Origin of the sequence: Rhodococcoides fascians NBRC 12155 = LMG 3623 (assembly GCF_001894785.1) — a bacterium.
GTDB lineage: Bacteria > Actinomycetota > Actinomycetes > Mycobacteriales > Mycobacteriaceae > Rhodococcoides > Rhodococcoides fascians.
Genome location: NZ_BCWW01000009.1, coordinates 206,181 through 224,117 on the forward strand (window position 1 = coordinate 206,181; position 17,937 = coordinate 224,117).

The 17,937-nt window shown below is 64.4% G+C and carries 17 protein-coding genes; 10 read left to right on the forward strand and 7 right to left on the reverse strand.

Features of this window, described 5'->3' with window-relative positions:
- The first annotated feature begins 1 nt into the window (after position 1).
- Together RFA01S_RS19550 and RFA01S_RS19555 are read left to right on the forward strand one after the other, a co-directional pair.
- Positions 2-970, forward strand: a complete 969-nt coding sequence (locus RFA01S_RS19550; protein ID WP_032381330.1) for a daunorubicin resistance protein DrrA family ABC transporter ATP-binding protein — start codon at positions 2-4, stop codon at positions 968-970.
- On the forward strand, positions 967-1,761 hold the full coding sequence (locus tag RFA01S_RS19555; protein ID WP_027498151.1) for an ABC transporter permease: 795 nt from the start codon (positions 967-969) through the stop codon (positions 1,759-1,761). The genes RFA01S_RS19550 and RFA01S_RS19555 overlap by 4 nt, the downstream gene beginning before the upstream one ends.
- 68 nt (positions 1,762-1,829) lie before the next feature.
- Here the strand turns inward: RFA01S_RS19555 and greA are convergent, their stop codons facing one another.
- Together greA and RFA01S_RS19565 are read right to left on the reverse strand one after the other, a co-directional pair.
- Positions 1,830-2,324, reverse strand: a complete 495-nt coding sequence (gene greA / locus RFA01S_RS19560) for a transcription elongation factor GreA (protein ID WP_027498150.1) — start codon at positions 2,322-2,324, stop codon at positions 1,830-1,832.
- Positions 2,325-2,547: 223 nt separating this feature from the next.
- Complete coding sequence (locus RFA01S_RS19565) at positions 2,548-2,988, reverse strand: DUF4307 domain-containing protein (RefSeq protein WP_027498149.1); 441 nt, start codon at positions 2,986-2,988, stop codon at positions 2,548-2,550.
- A gap of 103 nt (positions 2,989-3,091) precedes the next feature.
- On the opposite strand from RFA01S_RS19565, the gene mca reads away from it, so the two are divergent.
- The 3 genes from mca to RFA01S_RS19580 are packed head-to-tail and all read left to right on the forward strand — an operon-like array spanning position 3,092 to position 6,245.
- Complete coding sequence (gene mca / locus RFA01S_RS19570) at positions 3,092-3,967, forward strand: mycothiol conjugate amidase Mca (protein WP_027498148.1); 876 nt, start codon at positions 3,092-3,094, stop codon at positions 3,965-3,967.
- Entirely contained in the window at positions 3,964-4,236 is a 273-nt protein-coding gene (locus RFA01S_RS19575; protein ID WP_032381331.1) for a hypothetical protein, read from the forward strand. Before mca ends, RFA01S_RS19575 begins: the two co-directional genes overlap by 4 nt.
- Positions 4,236-6,245, forward strand: a complete 2,010-nt coding sequence (locus RFA01S_RS19580; protein ID WP_032407309.1) for a thioredoxin domain-containing protein — start codon at positions 4,236-4,238, stop codon at positions 6,243-6,245. The genes RFA01S_RS19575 and RFA01S_RS19580 overlap by 1 nt, the downstream gene beginning before the upstream one ends.
- A 36-nt stretch (positions 6,246-6,281) precedes the next feature.
- Here RFA01S_RS19580 and trhA read toward each other — a convergent pair whose 3' ends face one another.
- Positions 6,282-6,947 carry a PAQR family membrane homeostasis protein TrhA gene (trhA, locus tag RFA01S_RS19585; RefSeq protein ID WP_027498145.1) on the reverse strand — a complete coding sequence of 222 codons (666 nt, stop codon included), beginning with the start codon at positions 6,945-6,947 and terminating at the stop codon, positions 6,282-6,284.
- A 133-nt stretch (positions 6,948-7,080) separates the two neighbouring features.
- Here trhA and RFA01S_RS19590 point away from each other — a divergent pair, with 133 nt between their 5' ends.
- The gene (locus RFA01S_RS19590) at positions 7,081-7,863 is read left to right on the forward strand and encodes an isoprenyl transferase (RefSeq protein ID WP_027498144.1); all 783 of its coding nucleotides are present in this window, start codon (positions 7,081-7,083) and stop codon (positions 7,861-7,863) included.
- 83 nt (positions 7,864-7,946) lie between these two features.
- Here RFA01S_RS19590 and coaA read toward each other — a convergent pair whose 3' ends face one another.
- Entirely contained in the window at positions 7,947-8,879 is a 933-nt protein-coding gene (coaA, locus tag RFA01S_RS19595) for a type I pantothenate kinase (RefSeq protein WP_027498143.1), read from the reverse strand.
- Between the two features lie 126 nt (positions 8,880-9,005).
- Here coaA and RFA01S_RS19600 point away from each other — a divergent pair, with 126 nt between their 5' ends.
- The 3 genes from RFA01S_RS19600 (at position 9,006) to phoH2 (ending at position 13,317) form a co-directional block, all read left to right on the forward strand.
- Entirely contained in the window at positions 9,006-10,202 is a 1,197-nt protein-coding gene (locus RFA01S_RS19600; protein WP_032407308.1) for a hypothetical protein, read from the forward strand.
- A gap of 63 nt (positions 10,203-10,265) precedes the next feature.
- Positions 10,266-11,549, forward strand: coding sequence for a serine hydroxymethyltransferase (glyA, locus tag RFA01S_RS19605; RefSeq protein WP_027498141.1), 1,284 nt, complete (start codon positions 10,266-10,268; stop codon positions 11,547-11,549).
- A 442-nt stretch (positions 11,550-11,991) separates the two neighbouring features.
- Complete coding sequence (gene phoH2 / locus RFA01S_RS19610) at positions 11,992-13,317, forward strand: RNA 5'-3' helicase PhoH2 (RefSeq protein WP_027498140.1); 1,326 nt, start codon at positions 11,992-11,994, stop codon at positions 13,315-13,317.
- 53 nt (positions 13,318-13,370) lie between these two features.
- Here the strand turns inward: phoH2 and RFA01S_RS19615 are convergent, their stop codons facing one another.
- Together RFA01S_RS19615 and RFA01S_RS19620 are read right to left on the reverse strand one after the other, a co-directional pair.
- Complete coding sequence (locus RFA01S_RS19615; RefSeq protein ID WP_032407307.1) at positions 13,371-13,778, reverse strand: limonene-1,2-epoxide hydrolase family protein; 408 nt, start codon at positions 13,776-13,778, stop codon at positions 13,371-13,373.
- A complete protein-coding gene (locus RFA01S_RS19620) occupies positions 13,775-15,367 on the reverse strand; it encodes a serine hydrolase (protein ID WP_032407455.1) in 1,593 nt (530 codons plus the stop codon). The genes RFA01S_RS19615 and RFA01S_RS19620 overlap by 4 nt, the downstream gene beginning before the upstream one ends.
- 129 nt (positions 15,368-15,496) lie before the next feature.
- On the opposite strand from RFA01S_RS19620, the gene RFA01S_RS19625 reads away from it, so the two are divergent.
- Entirely contained in the window at positions 15,497-16,354 is an 858-nt protein-coding gene (locus RFA01S_RS19625) for an acyl-ACP desaturase (RefSeq protein ID WP_032365327.1), read from the forward strand.
- 151 nt (positions 16,355-16,505) lie between these two features.
- On the opposite strand, the gene RFA01S_RS19630 is transcribed toward RFA01S_RS19625, so the two are convergent.
- Complete coding sequence (locus RFA01S_RS19630) at positions 16,506-17,909, reverse strand: class II fumarate hydratase (RefSeq protein ID WP_032369679.1); 1,404 nt, start codon at positions 17,907-17,909, stop codon at positions 16,506-16,508.
- Positions 17,910-17,937 lie beyond the last annotated feature (28 nt).

Here is a 17,937-nt window from a genome sequence, read left to right on the forward strand (position 1 = left end):
CATGGCGAACGCTATAGAAGTAGAGAACCTGGTACTTCGGTACGGGAAGAACGTCGCGCTCGACGGGATCGATTTCACGGTGCCCGAGGGCACGGTACTCGGTGTGCTCGGCCCCAACGGTGCGGGCAAGACGACGGCGGTGCGGATCCTGGCCACTCTGCTGCAGGCAACGTCCGGTTCGGCGCGGGTGTTCGGGCTCGATGTAGCGAAGCAAGCCAACGAGGTTCGGGGGACGATCGGCCTGACGGGCCAGTTCGCGGCTGTCGACGAGTATCTGACCGGGTACGAGAATCTGGAGATGGTCGGCAGACTGTTCGGGCTGCGCAAGGCCGAAGCGAGGAAACGCGCCGACGAGCTGCTGAGCAGATTCGACCTCGAATATGCACGCGACCGCACCGCCAAGCAGTACTCCGGAGGTATGCGTCGCCGACTCGACATCGCGGCCAGTCTGATCGGCAGGCCACGGGTGGTGTTCCTCGACGAACCCACCACCGGTCTCGACCCGCGCAGCCGAATCACGATGTGGGAGTTCATCGCAGATCTCGTCCGTGACGGAACGACGATCCTGTTGACGACGCAGTACCTCGAGGAGGCGGACCGGCTCGCCGATTCGATCATCGTGCTCAACAAGGGCAAGATCATCGCGCGCGGCACCGCCGACGAGCTGAAGGCCCAAACGGGCGGCGAGCGAATCGAATTCGTACTCACGGACCGATCTCAGGCCGATCGCGCCAAGGAGATCCTGACCCCGATCGGCGTCGAGCCGCCCACCCTGGACGAACAGGTGGGACGGATCGTCATGCCGGTCAACGGTGGATCGAAGGATCTGTCCACGGCGTTGAGTCATCTGGAAGCTGCGGGAATCGGGGTGGTCGACGTCGGTCTGCGACGGCCGAACCTCGACGATGTGTTCCTGTCTCTGACCGGTCAGACCACCGGCGAGCCCGAGGCTGCGGAGGAAGAGAAATGAGCAACGTTCTCCTGGATTCGGCGATCATCACCAAGCGAAACCTGATCAAGCTCAAGCGAGTTCCCGATCTGCTGTTCTTCGCGACGCTGTCACCGATCATGTTCGTGCTGTTGTTCGCCTATGTCTTCGGCAGTGCCATCGACGTACCCGGTATCGACTACAAGAGCTTCCTGATGGGCGGCATCTTCGTCCAGACGATGATCTTCGGTGCGTCCATCACCGGATCCTCGCTGGCCGAGGATCTGCAGAAGGGCGTCATGGACCGCTTCCGGTCGCTGCCGATGGCGCGATCTGCCGTCGTCATCGGGCGGACGGCCGCCGACGTCGGCAACAACGTCGTCACCATCACGATCATGTCCATCACCGGACTCATCGTGGGCTGGCGCATCACGTCGTCGTTCTTCGACGCTCTGCTCGGTTACGTGCTGTTGCTGTTGTTCGCGTACTCGATTTCGTGGGTGATGGCGCTGGTGGGACTGATCGTGCGCTCCCCGGAGATCTTCAACAACGCGTCGTTCATCGTGATCTTCCCGCTCACGTTCATCGCGAACACCTTCGTGCCGATCGACAACTTCCCGAGCGTGCTCAAGACCATCGCGGAATGGAACCCCATCTCGTCGGTGACCCTGGCCGTGCGTGAGCAGTTCGGCAACACCAATCCGATGGCCCCACCGCCCGAGGTGTGGCCGTTGCAGAACCCGGTCCTGTACACGTTGATCTGGGTCGTGGTGATGCTCGTGGTGTTCGTGCCGCTGTCGGTCCGCAAGTACCAGAAGACGATGACTGCCTGAGATCGTCCGAAACGACAACACCCCCGGCCGCTGAGCGACCGGGGGTGTTGTTCGAGAAAAGGCCCGAATCAGGTGTGGTACGGCTCTGCGCTGACCAGCGTGACCTTCATGGTCTTGCCGTTGGGCAGGGTGTACTCGCGGGTGTCGCCGACCTTCGCGTCGATGAGCGATCCACCCAGCGGGGACGCGGGGGAGTACACCTCGAGCTTGCTGTCGCGGGCACCCTCTTCGCGGGTGGCGATCAGGAAGGTCTCGGTGTCGGACTCGTCGCCGTCGTAGTAGACCTTGACGACGGATCCGGGCAGAGCCACGCCCGACTGGGTGGGCGCCTCGCCGACCTTCGCGTTGTTGAGCAGTTCCTGCAGCTGACGAATGCGTGCTTCCTGCTGGCCCTGCTCCTCGCGCGCAGCGTGGTAGCCGCCGTTCTCCTTCAGATCGCCCTCTTCGCGACGCTCGTTGATCTCGGCGGCGATGACGGGGCGATTGGAAATGAGCTGGTCGAGTTCGCTCTTGAGCCTGTCGTGTGATTCCTGGGTAAGCCAGGTCACCTGGGTCTCGGTCATCTCGATCACTCCCTCGTAGTCGGAATCTCGAGTTCGATTCCGGTTTCTAGGCGGTAGGGCACGCAACGAAGAGGGGACTCCAATGGATGGATCCCCTTGGTCGGCCCGCATCCTGGAGCCGTCGACATCGTTGACGCAGGTAACCCTGCCCGCAATGCAGCAATACACGGCACCTGTGCGGCAGCCGTGTACGACCCGAGCTTACCACGAACAGGCTCTTCGCCTATCGGGCTCGTAAATACTCGGGAACATCGAGGCTGCAGCCGTACACGTCTCCAACGGCGGGTGGGGACGACGTCGTCACGTCGGTGGTGAGCTCCACCGTGGTCGAGGAGGACTCCGGTGGGATGTACACCTCGCGCCGTCCCGTCTCGGAACCGTCGCGAGAACGAGCGCGGACGATGCACACCGCCGGCTGCTCCGGGTTCTCCCGGGTGACGCTGAATCGGATCGACATCGTGCTCTCGTCGACGATGTCGAACGAAAGTTGGCTGCCTTCGACGGGCTTGACCGAGAATTTCGTGTAGGCGTAGTAGGCCACGCCGAGCCCGACCAGCAGGACCAGTGCCACCAGTGCGATCTTCGTCGCACGTTTCGGAGCTCGCCGAATGCCGCTCGGACCGGAACCCGACGGGTATCTACCTGCGGGAAGTGCGTTGGTCATGTCAGCTCTCGGAGTGAAATCGGGGGTGCCGCTGGGGGCATGTCGGCGTCAGGTGGAACTATAGGGCAGGCAAGAACAAGGCGAATCCGAGGTGAGGAAGAACGTGTCCGGACTGCGGCTCATGGCAGTGCATGCCCATCCCGACGACGAGTCCAGCAAAGGTGCTGCGACCACGGCCCGTTATGCGGCCGAAGGGCACGACGTTCTGGTCGTCACGCTCACCGGCGGCGAGCGAGGGGACATCCTCAATCCGGCCATGGACATTCCGGGCGTCCACCAACGCATCCGGGAGGTTCGACGCGAGGAGATGGCCGAGGCCGCGCGCATCCTCGGGGTACAGCAGACGTGGCTCGGATTCGAGGACTCGGGACTCCCCGAGGGCGATCCGCTGCCGCCGCTGCCCGAGGGCTGTTTCGCGCTGGTGCCGTTGGAGGTGTCCACCGAGGCGTTGGTGAAGGTGGTTCGAGACTTCAAGCCCCACGTCATCACCACCTACGACGAACGCGGCGGCTACCCGCATCCCGATCACATCCGCTGCCACGAGGTCTCGATGGCCGCGTGGGAAGCCGCGGGCGATCCCGAGCGTTTCCCCGATGCGGGTGAGCCGTGGACTCCGCTCAAGCTCTACTACTCGCACGGTTTCCTGCGTAAGCGCATGCAGCTCTTCCACGACTGGTTCATCGACCGCGGCGAGGAGAGCCCGTTCGTCGACTGGCTGAAGCGGTGGGACGGTCAGCGCGACGAGATCATGGAGCGCATCACCACGCAGGTCGACGTGGGCACCTGGTTCGAGCAGCGCGACGACGCACTGCGAGCCCATGCGACGCAGATCGATCCCAACGGAGCGTTCTTCGCGGTGCCGGTGGACGTCCAACGCAAGTTGTGGCCCACCGAGGAGTTCGAGCTCGCCCGCACCCGCGTGACCACGTCACTGCCCGAGACCGACCTGTTCGCGGGAATAGAAGAGACCGAACAATGATCGTGTCGATCCTCGCCCAGCAGCCCACGGGGCCCGAGTTCGGCAAGTCGTCGCCGATCGGTCTGGTGATCCTCGTGGCGTTGCTGGTCGGAACGGCGCTGCTGATCTGGTCCATGAACAAGAAGATCAAGCGTCTGCCCGCGACGTTCGAGAAAGAAGATCCCACGCTGGATCAGGCGCTCGACGAGGGCACTGATCGTGGGGGCATCACGCCGAGCCCACAACCGGACACCAGCCGTCCGAAACCCGCTGTTCCCGACGAACCCTGATGCTCGACGCGAACACGCTGGGCGAATCCACCAGTCCGTATCTGCGTCAGCACGCCGACAATCCGGTGCACTGGCAGCAGTGGGGACCGCAGGCACTGCAGTCCGCGCGTGATCGCGACGTCCCGATCCTGTTGTCCATCGGGTACTCGGCGTGCCACTGGTGTCATGTCATGGCACACGAATCGTTCGAGGACGAGGCCACCGCGGCCCTGATGAACGAGCACTTCGTGTGCATCAAGGTCGATCGGGAAGAACGCCCCGACCTCGATGCGGTGTACATGAACGCCACTGTCGCGATGACCGGTCAGGGCGGTTGGCCCATGACCTGTTTCCTCACACCCGAGACCGAACCTTTCTACTGCGGGACGTACTACCCACCGGCCCCGCGCCAGGGGATGCCCTCCTTCGAACAATTACTGACCGCAATCGCCGATACCTGGTCCACCCGGCGACAGGAGGTGTTCGACGCGTCCGCGGCCATCGTCACCGAACTGCGCAAACAGAGCTCCGGAATTCCGGCCGGCGGACGACCGATAGACGCCGATTTTCTGGCCGCGTCCGTGGCGGCGGTCTGCGCCGACGAGGACACCACGTACGGCGGCTTCGGCCGGGCACCGAAGTTTCCACCGGGTGCACTGCTCGAGGGTCTGCTCCGGCACTACGAGCGCACCGGCAACGGTGAGGTACTCGACGTGGTTCGACGTACCGCGGCGGCAATGGCGCGTGGAGGCATGTACGACCAACTCGGCGGCGGCTTCGCACGGTATTCGGTCGACGCCGAATGGATCGTTCCGCACTTCGAGAAGATGCTCTACGACAATGCGCTGCTGCTGCGGTTCTACGCGCACGCCGCCCGGGTCGACGATGATCCGCTGGTGCGTCGGGTGGCGTCGGATACCGCACGATTCATGCTCGGTGAATTGCGCACGGCCAACGGCTGTTTCGCGTCGGCGCTCGATGCCGACACCGAAGGAGTCGAGGGTCTGACCTACGTGTGGACCCCCGAGCAGCTGGTCGACACCCTCGGTTTCGAGGACGGTGTGTGGGCGGCAGGCCTGTTCGCGGTGAACTCCGCCGGCACGTTCGAGGCCGGTATGTCGGTGCTGCAACTGCCCGCCGAGCCCGAGGACTACGACCGGTTCGCCCGCATCCGGAACGCGTTGTCGGCGGCTCGAGCGTCGCGGCCGCAACCCGGTCGAGACGACAAGGTGGTCACCGCGTGGAACGCACTGGCCATCACCGCGTTGGCCGAGGCCGGAACCGGCGCGAACGAACCGACCTGGGTCGACGCCGCCGTCGAATGCGGCGAGCAACTGTTCGCCACTCACGTCGAATCGGGACGTGTCCGGCGGGCGTCCCTCGGTAGCGCAGTGGGTGAGGCCACCGGAGTGCTCGAGGACTACGCCTGCCTCGCCGTGGCCGCTGCCACGCTGTTCCAGGCCACCGGCGACGCCGTCTGGACCCGACGGATGACGACGATCCTCGACGCCGCGATCGAGCACTTCGCCGATCCCGACGACGCCGGCAGCTGGTTCGACACCGCCGACGATGCCGAGACCCTGGTGACCCGGCCGCGGGATCCGATCGACGGCGCGACTCCGTCGGGAGCGTCGACGATGGCCGAGGCTCTGCTCACCGCCGCCGCCCTCGTCGATCACGAATCGTCCGCACGGTACGCCGAACTGGCCGCTGCCTCGCTCGCACGAGCAGCGGCCATCCTCGAACGCGCCCCCAGGTCGGGTGGTCACTGGCTGGCCGTGGCCGAGGCGTCGGTGCGCGGCCCGATTCAGATCGCCGTGTCGCTCGCACCGGACGGTGAGTTGCTCGCCGCCGCGCGGTCGCTGGCACCCGGAGGTTCCGTGGTGGTCGCAGGCTCGGCCGACTCGTCTGCGCTGCTGACGGGCCGACCGCCCGTCGACGGGCAGGAAACGGCGTACGTGTGTCGCGGATTCGTCTGCGACCGGCCTGTGACGTCGGTCGAGGATCTGGCGGCCGCACTGCGGAAGTGACGTCGCCGACGCGGTGTTCCGCCTTCCGACGGGTCGTCAGAACAGGACGAGCCACACTGCCACGAGGTGGCAGATTGCCGCCAACACCGTTGCTGCGTGGAAGAATTCGTGATGGCCGAATGTCGTGGGCCACGGGTTCGGCCACTTGGTGGCGTAGAGGACCGCCCCGACGCTGTAGAAGATGCCGCCGACCAACAGCAGCAGGAACGGTGCGAAGCCGACGTGCTCGATCAGGGTGGGAGCGACCGGCACGATCGCCCAGCCGAGAACGAGATACAGCGGTACCCCGACCCAGCGGGGAGCGGTGGGCCACAGCATCTTCAGAGCCACCCCGCAGATCGCTCCGATCCACACGACGATCAACAGAGTTCGTCCCGTCGCGGCCGGCAGACCCAGTACGGCGAACGGGGTGTAGCTACCGGCGATGAACAGGAAGATCATGGAGTGGTCGGCGCGTTTCATCCAGATCTGCGACGCGGTGGTCTTCCAGTGCACGCGGTGATAGGTGGCGCTGACGCCGAACACCCCGCACACGGTGATCGAATAGATGCCCGTCGCGAGGCCTGCGCTGACCGACACCAGGCTGAACGCCATCGTGACGAGGGTGATCGCGCACACTACCGCGACGCCGAAGGCGTACAGGTGAATCCAGCCACGCATGCGTGGCTTGACGGGTATCTCGTCCAGTCCGAACATCGTCATGAAAGATGACCTCCCGTTCCGCCGTAGTGAACCTACGCAACCGTAGGTTCGGACGCTACTGTACCGGCCGCCCGCTCGAAGACGTCGGCGTAAGGTGATCCTCCGTGGTGATGAGAGCAGCGGTGACGAAGTAGTGGTGATCATTCCGCAGAAGGTGCGCGGCGTTCTCTACAACGTGTACGAGCGGCGTTTGTTGAGTCAGCTCGAGGGTGTGCAGCACCCGCGGCACGTCGCGGTGATGTGTGACGGCAACCGGCGGTGGGCACGGGAGAACGGGTTCACCGACGTCGCGCACGGCCACCGCATGGGGGCGCTCAAGATCGCCGAGATGCTCGGCTGGTGCGACGCTGCCGGAATCGAGATGGCCACCATCTATCTGCTCTCGACCGAGAACCTCCGACGGGATGCCGACGAACTTGATTCGCTGCTCGACATCATCACCGACGTCGTCGAGGAGATCTGCGGACCCGAGATGAACTGGGGTGTCAAACTCGTCGGCACTCTCGATCTGCTGCCTGCTTCGACCTCACGCCGGCTCAAGGAGGCGGCTGCGCGCACCGAGGGCCGAACCGGAACGCACGTCAACGTCGCCGTCGGATACGGCGGGCGTCAGGAAATCGCCGACGCCGTGCAGTCACTGGTCACCGAGAAGATCGCCGAGGGCATCACCGGGGACGAGTTGGTGGCCTCGATCAACGTCGACGGTATCGACAGTCACTTGTACACCTCGGGTCAACCCGATCCCGATCTGGTCATCCGCACCTCGGGAGAGCAACGGCTGTCCGGTTTCCTGCTGTGGCAGAGCGCATATTCGGAGATCTGGTTCACCGAGGCCTATTGGCCCGAATTCCGTCGCGTCGACTTCTTGCGCGCACTCCGCGACTTCGCCGCACGGCACCGACGGTTCGGTATCTGACGTGCGCGGCTGGACCGTCTGGTCATTCCGCAGGCTCCACTCCTGTTCGTAGCCTGCTACGAACTTCCACTCACGACCTGGACCTACAACTTTCGCAGGCGCAGCCGGTTGATCGCATGGTCGTTGTCCTTGCGCAGCACCATGGTTGCTCGCGGACGTGTCGGCAGAATGTTCTCCACCAGGTTCGGCAGGTTGATCGAATGCCACAGATCCTCGGCCGCGATCTGCGCGTGATCGTCGGACAATCCTGCATAGTGATGGAAATGCGAGGACGGGTCGGTGAACGAGGTCTTGCGTAGCGCCAGGAATCGTTTGACGTACCAGCTCTCGATGTCCTCGATGCGAGCGTCGACGTAGATCGAGAAGTCGAACAGATCCGAGACCATCAGCCGAGGTCCGGTCTGGAGTACGTTGAGCCCCTCCACGATCAGGATGTCGGGCTGGCGAACCATGTGGTACTGGCCTTTGACGATGTCGTACGACACGTGCGAATAGACCGGCGCGCCCACCTCTTCGGTTCCGGACTTGACCTCGGTGACGAACCTGAGCAGCTTGCGTCGGTCGTAACTTTCGGGAAAGCCCTTGCGGTGCAGGATCCCTCGGCGCATGAGCTCGGCCGTCGGATACAGGAAACCGTCCGTGGTGACGAGGTCCACGCGGGGATGGTGATCCCACCGGGCCAGGAGTGCTTGCAGCACACGGGCAGTGGTGGATTTACCGACCGCGACGCTGCCCGCTACGCCGATGACGAACGGAACCTGTCGATCGGGATGTTTCTCACCGAGGAACGTGGCCGTTGCCGCGAACAACCGCTGGCGCGCGGCCACCTGGAGATGAATCAGCCGGGCCAGCGGCAGATAGACCTCGGCCACCTCGTCCAGATCGATCTGCTCACCGAGGCCGCGCAGACCGACCAGTTCTTCCTCGGTGAGTACCAACGGTGTGGATTGACGCAGCGTGCGCCACTGCACACGGTCGAACTCGACGTACGGACTGGACTCGCTCACGCACGCCACCTGAGCATCGGAGCTGCTGAGGATTCGGCGTTGCTCCTGTCGGGCGCGAGTCGCATGGTTCCAGATTGTGCTCGGTGCCTGTCCACCGCGCACGGGCGGGGTCGTTCGCCGTACTAGGGTTCGGATATGGATGCTGCTTCCCTGGTTCGCGAATACCTGTTGCTGGGCCTGAGTTTCGACCGACTCGAAGACGGTTTCGTCGACGCGTACACCGGTGATCCCGAACTGCGTCGAATCACCGAGAACGCCCCGGCGCCGGAGCCGCGTGAGCTCGTCCGTCGAGCGCAGACACTGCGCGCCGAGCTCGGCAACGTCGAACTGACAGCGGAACGCCGGACGTTTCTCGACGTCCACCTGCGGGCGTTGGAATGCTCCGCGCGCAAGTTCGCAGGCGAGAACATCGGCTTCGTCGACGAGGTCCACGCCTACTTCGACGTTCGAATCGCACCGGGGGATCAGGACCAGTACCTGCAGGCGCATCGCAAGATGGACGAGGTGCTCCCCGGACCCGGCTCGCTGAGCGAACGGTTGATCGCCCACCGCCGCGCCGACGTCATCCCAGCGGATCGACTGCAGGACTGCGTCGAAGCGTTCTCGTCCGCATTGCGCGACCGTGTCCGCGCCGAATACTCGTTGCCCGAGAACGAGAAGGTGACGTACGAGGTAGTCGGCGACAAGCCGTGGTCCGGCTTCAACTACTACCTCGGCAACTTCCAGTCCACCGTCGCGATCAACTCCGACATCGAACAGCAGATGGCCAACCTGCCCCACCTGATCGCGCACGAGTCCTACCCCGGCCACCACACCGAGCACTGCCGCAAGGAGACGGGGCTCGTCGGCGCAGGACAACTCGAGCAGACGTTGTTCGTGGTCAACACTCCGCAGTGCCTGATGGCCGAGGGGCTCGCCGATCACGCTCTCGGGGCGATCGTCGGCGAAGGCTGGGGCGCATGGGCGCAGGAAATCTACGCCGACCTCGGACTGCGATTCGACGGCGACAAGGCCGAGCGACTCTCGGCGGCGTCGAGCCAACTGCTGGGGGTTCGCCAGGACGCCGCTCTGTTGCTGCACGATCAGCACAGGAGCGAGGACGATGTGGCCGCCTACCTGGAGCGATGGTCGCTGGCCTCGCCGCAGCGCGCACGGCACAGTCTGCGCTTTCTGTCCTCGCCGCTGTGGCGGGCGTACATCAGTACCTACGTCGAGGGCTACAAGCTTCTCGCCGGCTGGTTGGACCAGGGAGAGACCGCCAGTGAGCGGGCACAGCTGTTCGGCAGACTGCTCGACGAGCCACTGACACCGGGCGCAGTACGCGTCTCGTAAACTGGCCCAGGTCCGTTGTTTATTGATGCCCCCTTACTCTGCTGTCCCTTGGAGACTCCTGTTATGACTGACGTCAACAACCTGTCACTGGCCGAGCTCGATCCCGAGGTCGCCGCGGCGATGGCAGGTGAACTGGGACGTCAGCGCGACACCCTCGAGATGATCGCCTCGGAGAACTTCGTGCCCCGCGCGGTTCTGCAGGCCCAGGGCAGCGTCCTGACCAACAAGTACGCCGAGGGTTACCCCGGACGCCGCTACTACGGCGGCTGCGAGCACGTCGACATCGTCGAGGACCTCGCGCGCAATCGCGCCAAGGAACTCTTCGGTGCCGAGTTCGCCAACGTGCAGCCGCACGCCGGTGCGCAGGCCAACGCCGCGGTACTGATGGCACTGATCAACCCGGGCGACAAGATCATGGGACTCGACCTGGCCCACGGCGGCCACCTCACCCACGGCATGAAGCTCAACTTCTCGGGCAAGCTCTACGAGGTCGAGTCCTACGGGGTGTCGAAAGAAGATCACCGCATCGACATGGACGAGGTGCGCAAGCAGGCCATCGCCGCCAAGCCCCAGGTGCTGATCGCCGGCTGGTCGGCCTACCCGCGCCACCAGGACTTCGCTGCGTTCCGTTCCATCGCCGACGAAGTGGGCGCACTGCTCTGGGTCGACATGGCGCACTTCGCCGGACTCGTCGCCGCAGGCGTACACCCCTCACCCGTGCCCTACGCAGACGTCGTGTCCTCCACGGTGCACAAGACCCTCGGCGGACCGCGCTCCGGCATCATCCTCGCCAAGAAGGAATGGGCCAAGAAGCTCAACTCCGCCGTGTTCCCCGGCCAGCAGGGTGGGCCGCTGATGCACGCCATCGCCGCGAAGGCCGTCGCCTTCAAGATCGCTGCGACGCCCGAGTTCAAGGAACGTCAGGAACGCACCCTCCTCGGCGCGTCGCTGCTCGCCGAGCGTCTCACCGGTGCCGACGTCGCCGACAAGGGCGTGTCCGTCCTCACTGGCGGCACCGACGTGCACCTCGTCCTCGTCGACCTCCGCAACTCCGAGCTCGACGGCCAGCAGGCAGAAGACCTCCTGCACGAGGTCGGCATCACCGTCAACCGCAACGCCGTGCCCTTCGACCCACGCCCGCCCATGGTCACCTCCGGCCTGCGCATCGGCACCGGCGCACTCGCCACCCGCGGATTCGGCGAAGCCGAGTTCACCGAGGTCGCCGACATCATCGCAACCGCCCTGGCCACGGGTCAGGCCACCGACGCCCTGAAAGAACGCGTCGTGAAACTGGCACAGAGCAAGCCGCTGTACGAGGGCCTCGAAGACTGGGGATTGCTGGGCTGACCCTGGCTTTCCTTCTTGCGGATCCGCCCCACCCCGGTCGCGTCAATGGACCGTTGCAGCGTTCAGACGTCTGCAGTGGTTCATTCACGCTGGCCCCCGGTCGGATCAATGTGGCTATCAGTCGATCTGAGTGCAACAAAGCCACATTGATCCGACGGGGGAGGGCGGTCTCGGCACCGAACGTCCCGCCGACCTGGGGCGAATCGGCCGTAACGCGTTGTTCACCGACACGCCAGACTTCCAGCGAGCCGATACCGGATTTCGGCGGTACCGTCGGCAGTAACAGGCAGCGGGGAAGCTGCCTGTGCGGGAGGTTCTGATACGTGACTGAGCTAGTGAGCGCGAGAGGGCCGGTACCCGGTCCTCGTGTCACCTGACACATCGGACCCGACCGGCCGAGCGACAGAGTTTGCGCGGTGCCGCGCAAACGTAGGAGCCCCACGTGACCACTTCACGCTCCGTTTCCGCCCCTCTTCGGACATTCGTGCTCGATACCTCGGTCCTGCTGTCGGATCCGTGGGCAGTCATCCGGTTCGCCGAGCACAATGTGGTACTTCCGTTGATCGTGATCAGCGAGTTGGAGGGCAAACGCCACCATCACGAACTGGGATGGTTCGCGCGGGAATCCTTGCGCATGCTCGACGATCTTCGCGTAGAATTTGGCCGACTCGATCAGCCGGTCCCCATCGGAACATCCGGCGGCACACTGCAAGTCGAGCTCAATCACACCGATCCGTCGGTGCTTCCCGTCGGATTCCGTACCGACTCCAACGATTCTCGAATCCTCGCCTGCGCCCTGAATCTGGCGGCTGAGGGCAAAGATGTGGTGCTGGTCAGCAAGGATATCCCGCTGCGCGTCAAGGCCGGTGCTGTCGGGCTCCCCGCCGACGAGTACCACGCTCACGACGTCGTGCCGTCCGGATGGACCGGTATGACGGAGCTCGAGGTGCCCTCCGACGCCGTGGACACCCTGTTCAACGACGGTGTCATCGATCTCGTCGAGGCCCGAGACTTGCCGTGTCACACCGGAGTTCGACTGCTTGCCGGACGGCAGAGTGCACTGGGACGCGTCACGCCCGACAAGCAGCTGCAGCTCGTGCGCGGCGAGCGTGAGGCGTTCGGCCTGCACGGTCGTTCGGCGGAACAGCGTGTGGCGCTCGATCTTCTGCTCGACGAGAGCATCGGCATCGTCTCGCTCGGCGGCAAGGCCGGCACCGGTAAGTCCGCACTGGCTCTCACTGCCGGACTCGAGGCCGTCCTCGAACGTCGCTCACATCGGAAAGTTGTTGTCTTCCGGCCTCTTTACGCCGTCGGTGGGCAGGAACTCGGCTACCTCCCCGGCAGTGAGAGTGAGAAGATGGGCCCGTGGGGCCAGGCTGTCTTCGACACCCTCGAAGGGCTCGCCAGCCCGGAGGTGATGGAAGAAGTCATCGCCCGCGGAATGCTGGAAGTGTTGCCGCTCACGCACATTCGTGGTCGCTCGCTCCACGATTCGTTCGTGATCGTCGACGAGGCGCAGTCACTCGAGCGCAATGTGCTGCTCACGGTCCTGTCCCGACTGGGGTCGGGCTCACGCGTCGTGCTCACCCACGACGTCGCGCAACGAGACAACCTGCGGGTCGGACGACACGACGGCGTCGCTGCCGTCATCGAAAAGCTCAAGGGACACCCACTTTTCGCGCACATCACCCTTACTCGCAGTGAGCGTTCACCGATCGCTGCACTGGTGACCGAAATGCTCGAGGAATTCGGTCCGTCAGGGGCCTGACGCCCCTCGTGAGTGGAACTTCGTAGCCTGCTACGAAGTTCCACTCACATGGGTCACCGGCCGAGTGCAGCCCTGAGCACTCCTCGCGCAACGCCTTTGAGGAAATCGACGTTGTCGAAATAGTCGCGCCACACAGCTACTTTGCCGTCGCGCAGCTCGAATGTTCCGCACACCCAGAACTCGACACGAAGCCGACGCCAGATCAGGACGTCGGTGCGCTCGGTGAGCACGACATCTCCGTCGGCCGCGATGTTGTGCACGACGACGTCGAAGCCGTAACCCGGCTTGGCCAGCAGCGTCAGAAATCTGCCGACGTTCGAGATTCCGCGTACCTTCGGAAGCCCGACGTTGTGCCACACGATCTTCTCGTCGAGAAGCGTCAGCGCGCGATCGGTCTCGCGAAGCCTCAACGCGTCGAACAGGTTTTGCACGATATCGGTTGCTTGTCGGGTATCAGTCACTTGGTGAACCGTCCTAATCCATCGCCGTCGAAGAACTCGAGTGTGACCGTGTTCCCCTCGAAAGTCGCCTGAGAAATCGTTCCGTCCGGTGCGTTCTCACCGGTCGGCTCGAACGCGAACGTATCACCGTCCCAGTGCGACAACTCGTAGGAAGTCGAGTTCGGTCCGAGGGTCAACACCAGCCTCCCGTCGACCTCCGCGACGGTGGCCGGCCCCCAGTAGGCGTTCTGGTACAACCCGGTGTACGACGTGAGCGGTTGCGGTGCAGCGGCATTCGGCGGAGCGGTCTTCCCCGCGAGCTCGCCCTCCGGCTCGCTCATACCGGCGAAAGCATTCTTGTACAGCGTTCGCCAGTCCTCGCGTACCTCGCCGAACTGCACGAGGTCGGCGAACTCGGCCGTGACCGTTTCTGCGATGCCCAGTGGCGCGGCGTTGGTCAGTACGACGATGGCGACGTCGAGCGACGGGATCCAGTGAAAGTTCGTGCCCGCCCCGAGTGCGAACGCTCCGGAATGGCTGACGGTCGTGCGGCCGGCTGCACTGGTGGAGATGTTGAATCCGTATCCGTAGTAGCCCGCGCGCGAATCCGCCGTCGTCGACGGGCTCGAGACGATCTGCGCGCTGATGGCAGGAAGGAGGGCGTCGGGATCGACGATCTGGTTCCCGTCGTGGGTGCCGTCGGCGATGAGCATCGTCAGCCACCTGCCGAGATCGTTCACCGAGGAGCTGACGCCACCGGCCGGCGTCTGCGGATCGGGTTCGCGTTGGTATCGGGCCTGATACTCGCCGTCCACGAGGACGTGAGGTACCGCTCGGTCGGCGCGGTCGATGTAGTCGGAGAACGACGAGCTGGTCGAGGTCATGCCGAGTGGACCGTAGATCGTGTCCTGGCTGAGGGTGTCCCAGTCCTTGCCCGAGGCGGCAGCGACGGCCTCGGCCGCGGCTGTGATCCCGAAGTTGGTGTAGTGATACGTGGATCGGAACGGATCGAGGGGCACCTCCCGAAGGCGCTCGAGGATCTGTCTGCGGTCGTAGCCGAGGTCTTCGAGCAGATCGCCTTCGTGCTCTGGGAGTCCGCTTCGATGCGCGTAGAAGTCGCCGACCGTGATGTTCTGAGTCACCCACGGATCGTCCAGCGCAAACCACGGCAGCTCGGAGACCACCGGCGTCGACCAGTCGATGACACCCGCTCCCACCTGTGACGCGACCACCGTCGCACCCACCGACTTGGACAGCGAGGCCAGCTGGAACACGGTGTCGCCGTCGATCGGGTCGTCCTTGCCCATTTCGCGAACGCCGAAGCCTTTCGAGTAGACGACGTCGGAACCGTGCACGACGGCAATGGCCATACCCGGAATGTTCGACGACGCCATCAGTTCGTCGGCGATACCGTCGAGCTTGCCGACCGCATCGTCGACGCGACCGGCCGGAACGTCGACGCCGGCAACCTGGCCGGGCGACAGATCCTCGGTCGGCGCCGGCTCGGACGCCGGTGGACTGTCTGCGGTGGGTGCGTCTTCGGAGCACCCTGCCAACAGAACCAGAGAGCACACGACAGCAAGACACAGAAAATTTCGACCCGACCGCATCATGAGGAGTCCTCACGTCGATGATTGGATGCACCTGAGGATAGACCCGCAACGACCTGGCGTTAGGAGAATTCACAGAGGTCAGGGGCGCGACGTCGGACGCTCGGCGGCAGGCGCTACGGTTACCGCATGTCTACGAACCTGTCCGACGGTGATCTGCTGGTCCGTTTGGAGCCCGCGGTCGAAGAGAATCTACGACGCCATATCGAGGCAGCGAGTGATTGGCACCCCCATGAGCTCGCGCCGTTCGACGACGGCAAGAACTTCGCGTTCCTCGGCGGCGAGGATTGGTCGCCCGAGCAGTCGCACCTGAGCGACGTCGAAATTCTGTCCGCCACGGTGGGCGTGTTGGTGGCCGACAACCTCCCCGCCTACCACCGGGAACTGGCCCACGCCCTCACCGGCCTCGGTGCCTGGTGGAAGTGGACGGGCCGCTGGACGTCGGAAGAGAACCGACAGTCGATCGTGCTGCGCAACTTCCTGGTGCTCACCCGCGCTGTCGATCCGGTCGCCCTCGAGCGAGTGCGGATGGAACACATGACCCTCGGATTCGACGCGCCCAGCCAGCGGCTGCTCGACATCCTGGCGCACTTCGCCATCGAAGAAGCTGCCGCCGCCTTGCGTAACCGCAACACCATCGCCCTCGGCAAGGATCCGGTACTGGCCACCATCCTCGGCAAAATTGCCGACGACGACGAGCTGCAGTCGGCATTCTTCGCCAGCATCCTCGACGAGGCATTCGCTGTCGTACCCGATCAGGCTGCGCGCGCAGTGGCCGACCGCATCAACGGCTTCAAGATCCCCGAGATCGAGCTTCCGGACCGCGGCAGCAGCATCGCCGCCCTCGCCGAAGCCGGCATCTACGACGCCGACCAGGAACGCGACAAGGTGTTCAAGCCGTTGCTCGCAGGCTGGAAGATCTTCGACCGCACCGATCTGGGTGAGGACGGCCTGAAGGCACGCGAAGAACTCGCGCACCTGGCCTGAGGTACGCCCCTTTCGAAACCGACCCGCCCCCGGTCGGATCAATGCGACTTTGTTGCAGTCAGAGTGACTGAAACCCACATTGATCCAACCGGGGGCGGGCGCGTTCAAGGGTGCAGCGGGTCCTGCGGGTCCTGCGGGTAGAGCAGCGAAACTAGTCCTTGACCTTCGCCATGGCCAGGACGTCGAGGCGCTTGTCCAGTTCTGCTTCGCTGAGCTTGTCGCCGATCAGTCCGCGGTCGATGACGGTCTGACGGATCGTCTTCTTTTCCTTCAGTGCCTGCTTGGCGACTGCGGCCGCTTCCTCGTAGCCGATTGCGGAGTTCAGCGGCGTCACGATGGACGGCGAGGACTCGGCGAGGGTCTTGAGGTGCTCGACGTTGGCTTCGAGGCCGACGACGCACTTGTCGGCGAACAGCACCGAGACGTTGGCGAGCAACTTGAAGGATTCGAGAACGTTGCGGGCCATCATCGGGATGTACACGTTGAGCTCGAAGGCACCCGATGCGCCGCCGAAGGCCACTGCCGCGTCGTTACCGATGACCTGTGCGGCGACCTGCGTGACAGCCTCGGGCAGAACCGGATTGACCTTGCCGGGCATGATCGAGCTGCCGGGCTGCAGGTCGGGGAGTGCGATCTCGCCGAGTCCGGTGAGCGGCCCCGATCCCATCCAGCGAATGTCGTTGGCGATCTTGGTCAGTGACACTGCGATGGTGCGCAGTGCGCCCGATGCCTCGACCAGTCCGTCGCGAGCGGCCTGCGCCTCGAACGAATCCTTGGCGGCGGTGAGGGCGTCGATGCCCGTCGACTTCACCAGAGCAGCAACAACTTTCGGGCCGAAGCCGTCGGGTGCGTTGAGGCCGGTGCCGACGGCGGTGCCGCCGATGGGCAGTTCACCCAGACGCGGCAGGGTGGCTTCGACGCGCTCGATGCCGGCCTCGATCTGCCGGGCGTAGCCGCCGAATTCCTGACCGAGAGTGACGGGGACGGCATCCATCAGGTGGGTGCGTCCGGACTTGACGACGTGCTTCCACTCGGTGGCCTTGGTCACCAGAGCCTCGTGCAGGTGCCGCAGCGCGGGCACCAGGGAGGTGACGGCTGCTTCGGTGGCGGCGACGTGCGTGGCCGTCGGGAACGTGTCGTTGGAGGACTGCGACATGTTCACGTGGTCGTTGGGGTGCACCTCGACGCCGTTGGCCTTGGCGATCGACGCGATGACCTCGTTGGCGTTCATGTTGGAGCTGGTGCCCGAGCCGGTCTGGAAGACGTCGATCGGGAACTGATCGTCGTGCTTGCCCTCGGCAATTTCGTTGGCTGCCGCGATGATCGCGTCGGCCAATGTGCCGTCGAGCAGACCGAGATCCTTGTTGACCTGCGCGCAGGCTGCCTTGAGCAGGCCCATCGCGCGGATCTGGGTGCGCTCGAGCGGGCGGCCCGAGATGGGGAAGTTCTCCACCGCACGCTGCGTCTGGGCGCGCCAGAGCGCGTCGATGGGGACGCGAACCTCTCCCATGGTGTCGTGTTCGATCCGGAACTGCTGTTCGTCTGTCTGCGTCATGAGCCTTACTTTGCCAGTCGTGGTTTCG

What these genes read in the sequence shown, in the direction of transcription:
- greA (WP_027498150.1), bottom strand. Translation starts at nt 2,324, where the DNA reads ATGACCGAGACCCAGGTGACCTGGCTTACCCAGGAATCACACGACAGG.
- RFA01S_RS19555 (WP_027498151.1), top strand. Translation starts at nt 967, where the DNA reads ATGAGCAACGTTCTCCTGGATTCGGCGATCATCACCAAGCGAAACCTG.
- RFA01S_RS19630 (WP_032369679.1), bottom strand. Translation starts at nt 17,909, where the DNA reads ATGACGCAGACAGACGAACAGCAGTTCCGGATCGAACACGACACCATG.
- RFA01S_RS19550 (WP_032381330.1), top strand. Translation starts at nt 2, where the DNA reads ATGGCGAACGCTATAGAAGTAGAGAACCTGGTACTTCGGTACGGGAAG.
- RFA01S_RS19620 (WP_032407455.1), bottom strand. Translation starts at nt 15,367, where the DNA reads ATGCGGTCGGGTCGAAATTTTCTGTGTCTTGCTGTCGTGTGCTCTCTG.
- RFA01S_RS19600 (WP_032407308.1), top strand. Translation starts at nt 9,006, where the DNA reads ATGGATGCTGCTTCCCTGGTTCGCGAATACCTGTTGCTGGGCCTGAGT.
- RFA01S_RS19580 (WP_032407309.1), top strand. Translation starts at nt 4,236, where the DNA reads ATGCTCGACGCGAACACGCTGGGCGAATCCACCAGTCCGTATCTGCGT.
- RFA01S_RS19575 (WP_032381331.1), top strand. Translation starts at nt 3,964, where the DNA reads ATGATCGTGTCGATCCTCGCCCAGCAGCCCACGGGGCCCGAGTTCGGC.
- RFA01S_RS19625 (WP_032365327.1), top strand. Translation starts at nt 15,497, where the DNA reads ATGTCTACGAACCTGTCCGACGGTGATCTGCTGGTCCGTTTGGAGCCC.
- glyA (WP_027498141.1), top strand. Translation starts at nt 10,266, where the DNA reads ATGACTGACGTCAACAACCTGTCACTGGCCGAGCTCGATCCCGAGGTC.
- RFA01S_RS19565 (WP_027498149.1), bottom strand. Translation starts at nt 2,988, where the DNA reads ATGACCAACGCACTTCCCGCAGGTAGATACCCGTCGGGTTCCGGTCCG.
- trhA (WP_027498145.1), bottom strand. Translation starts at nt 6,947, where the DNA reads ATGACGATGTTCGGACTGGACGAGATACCCGTCAAGCCACGCATGCGT.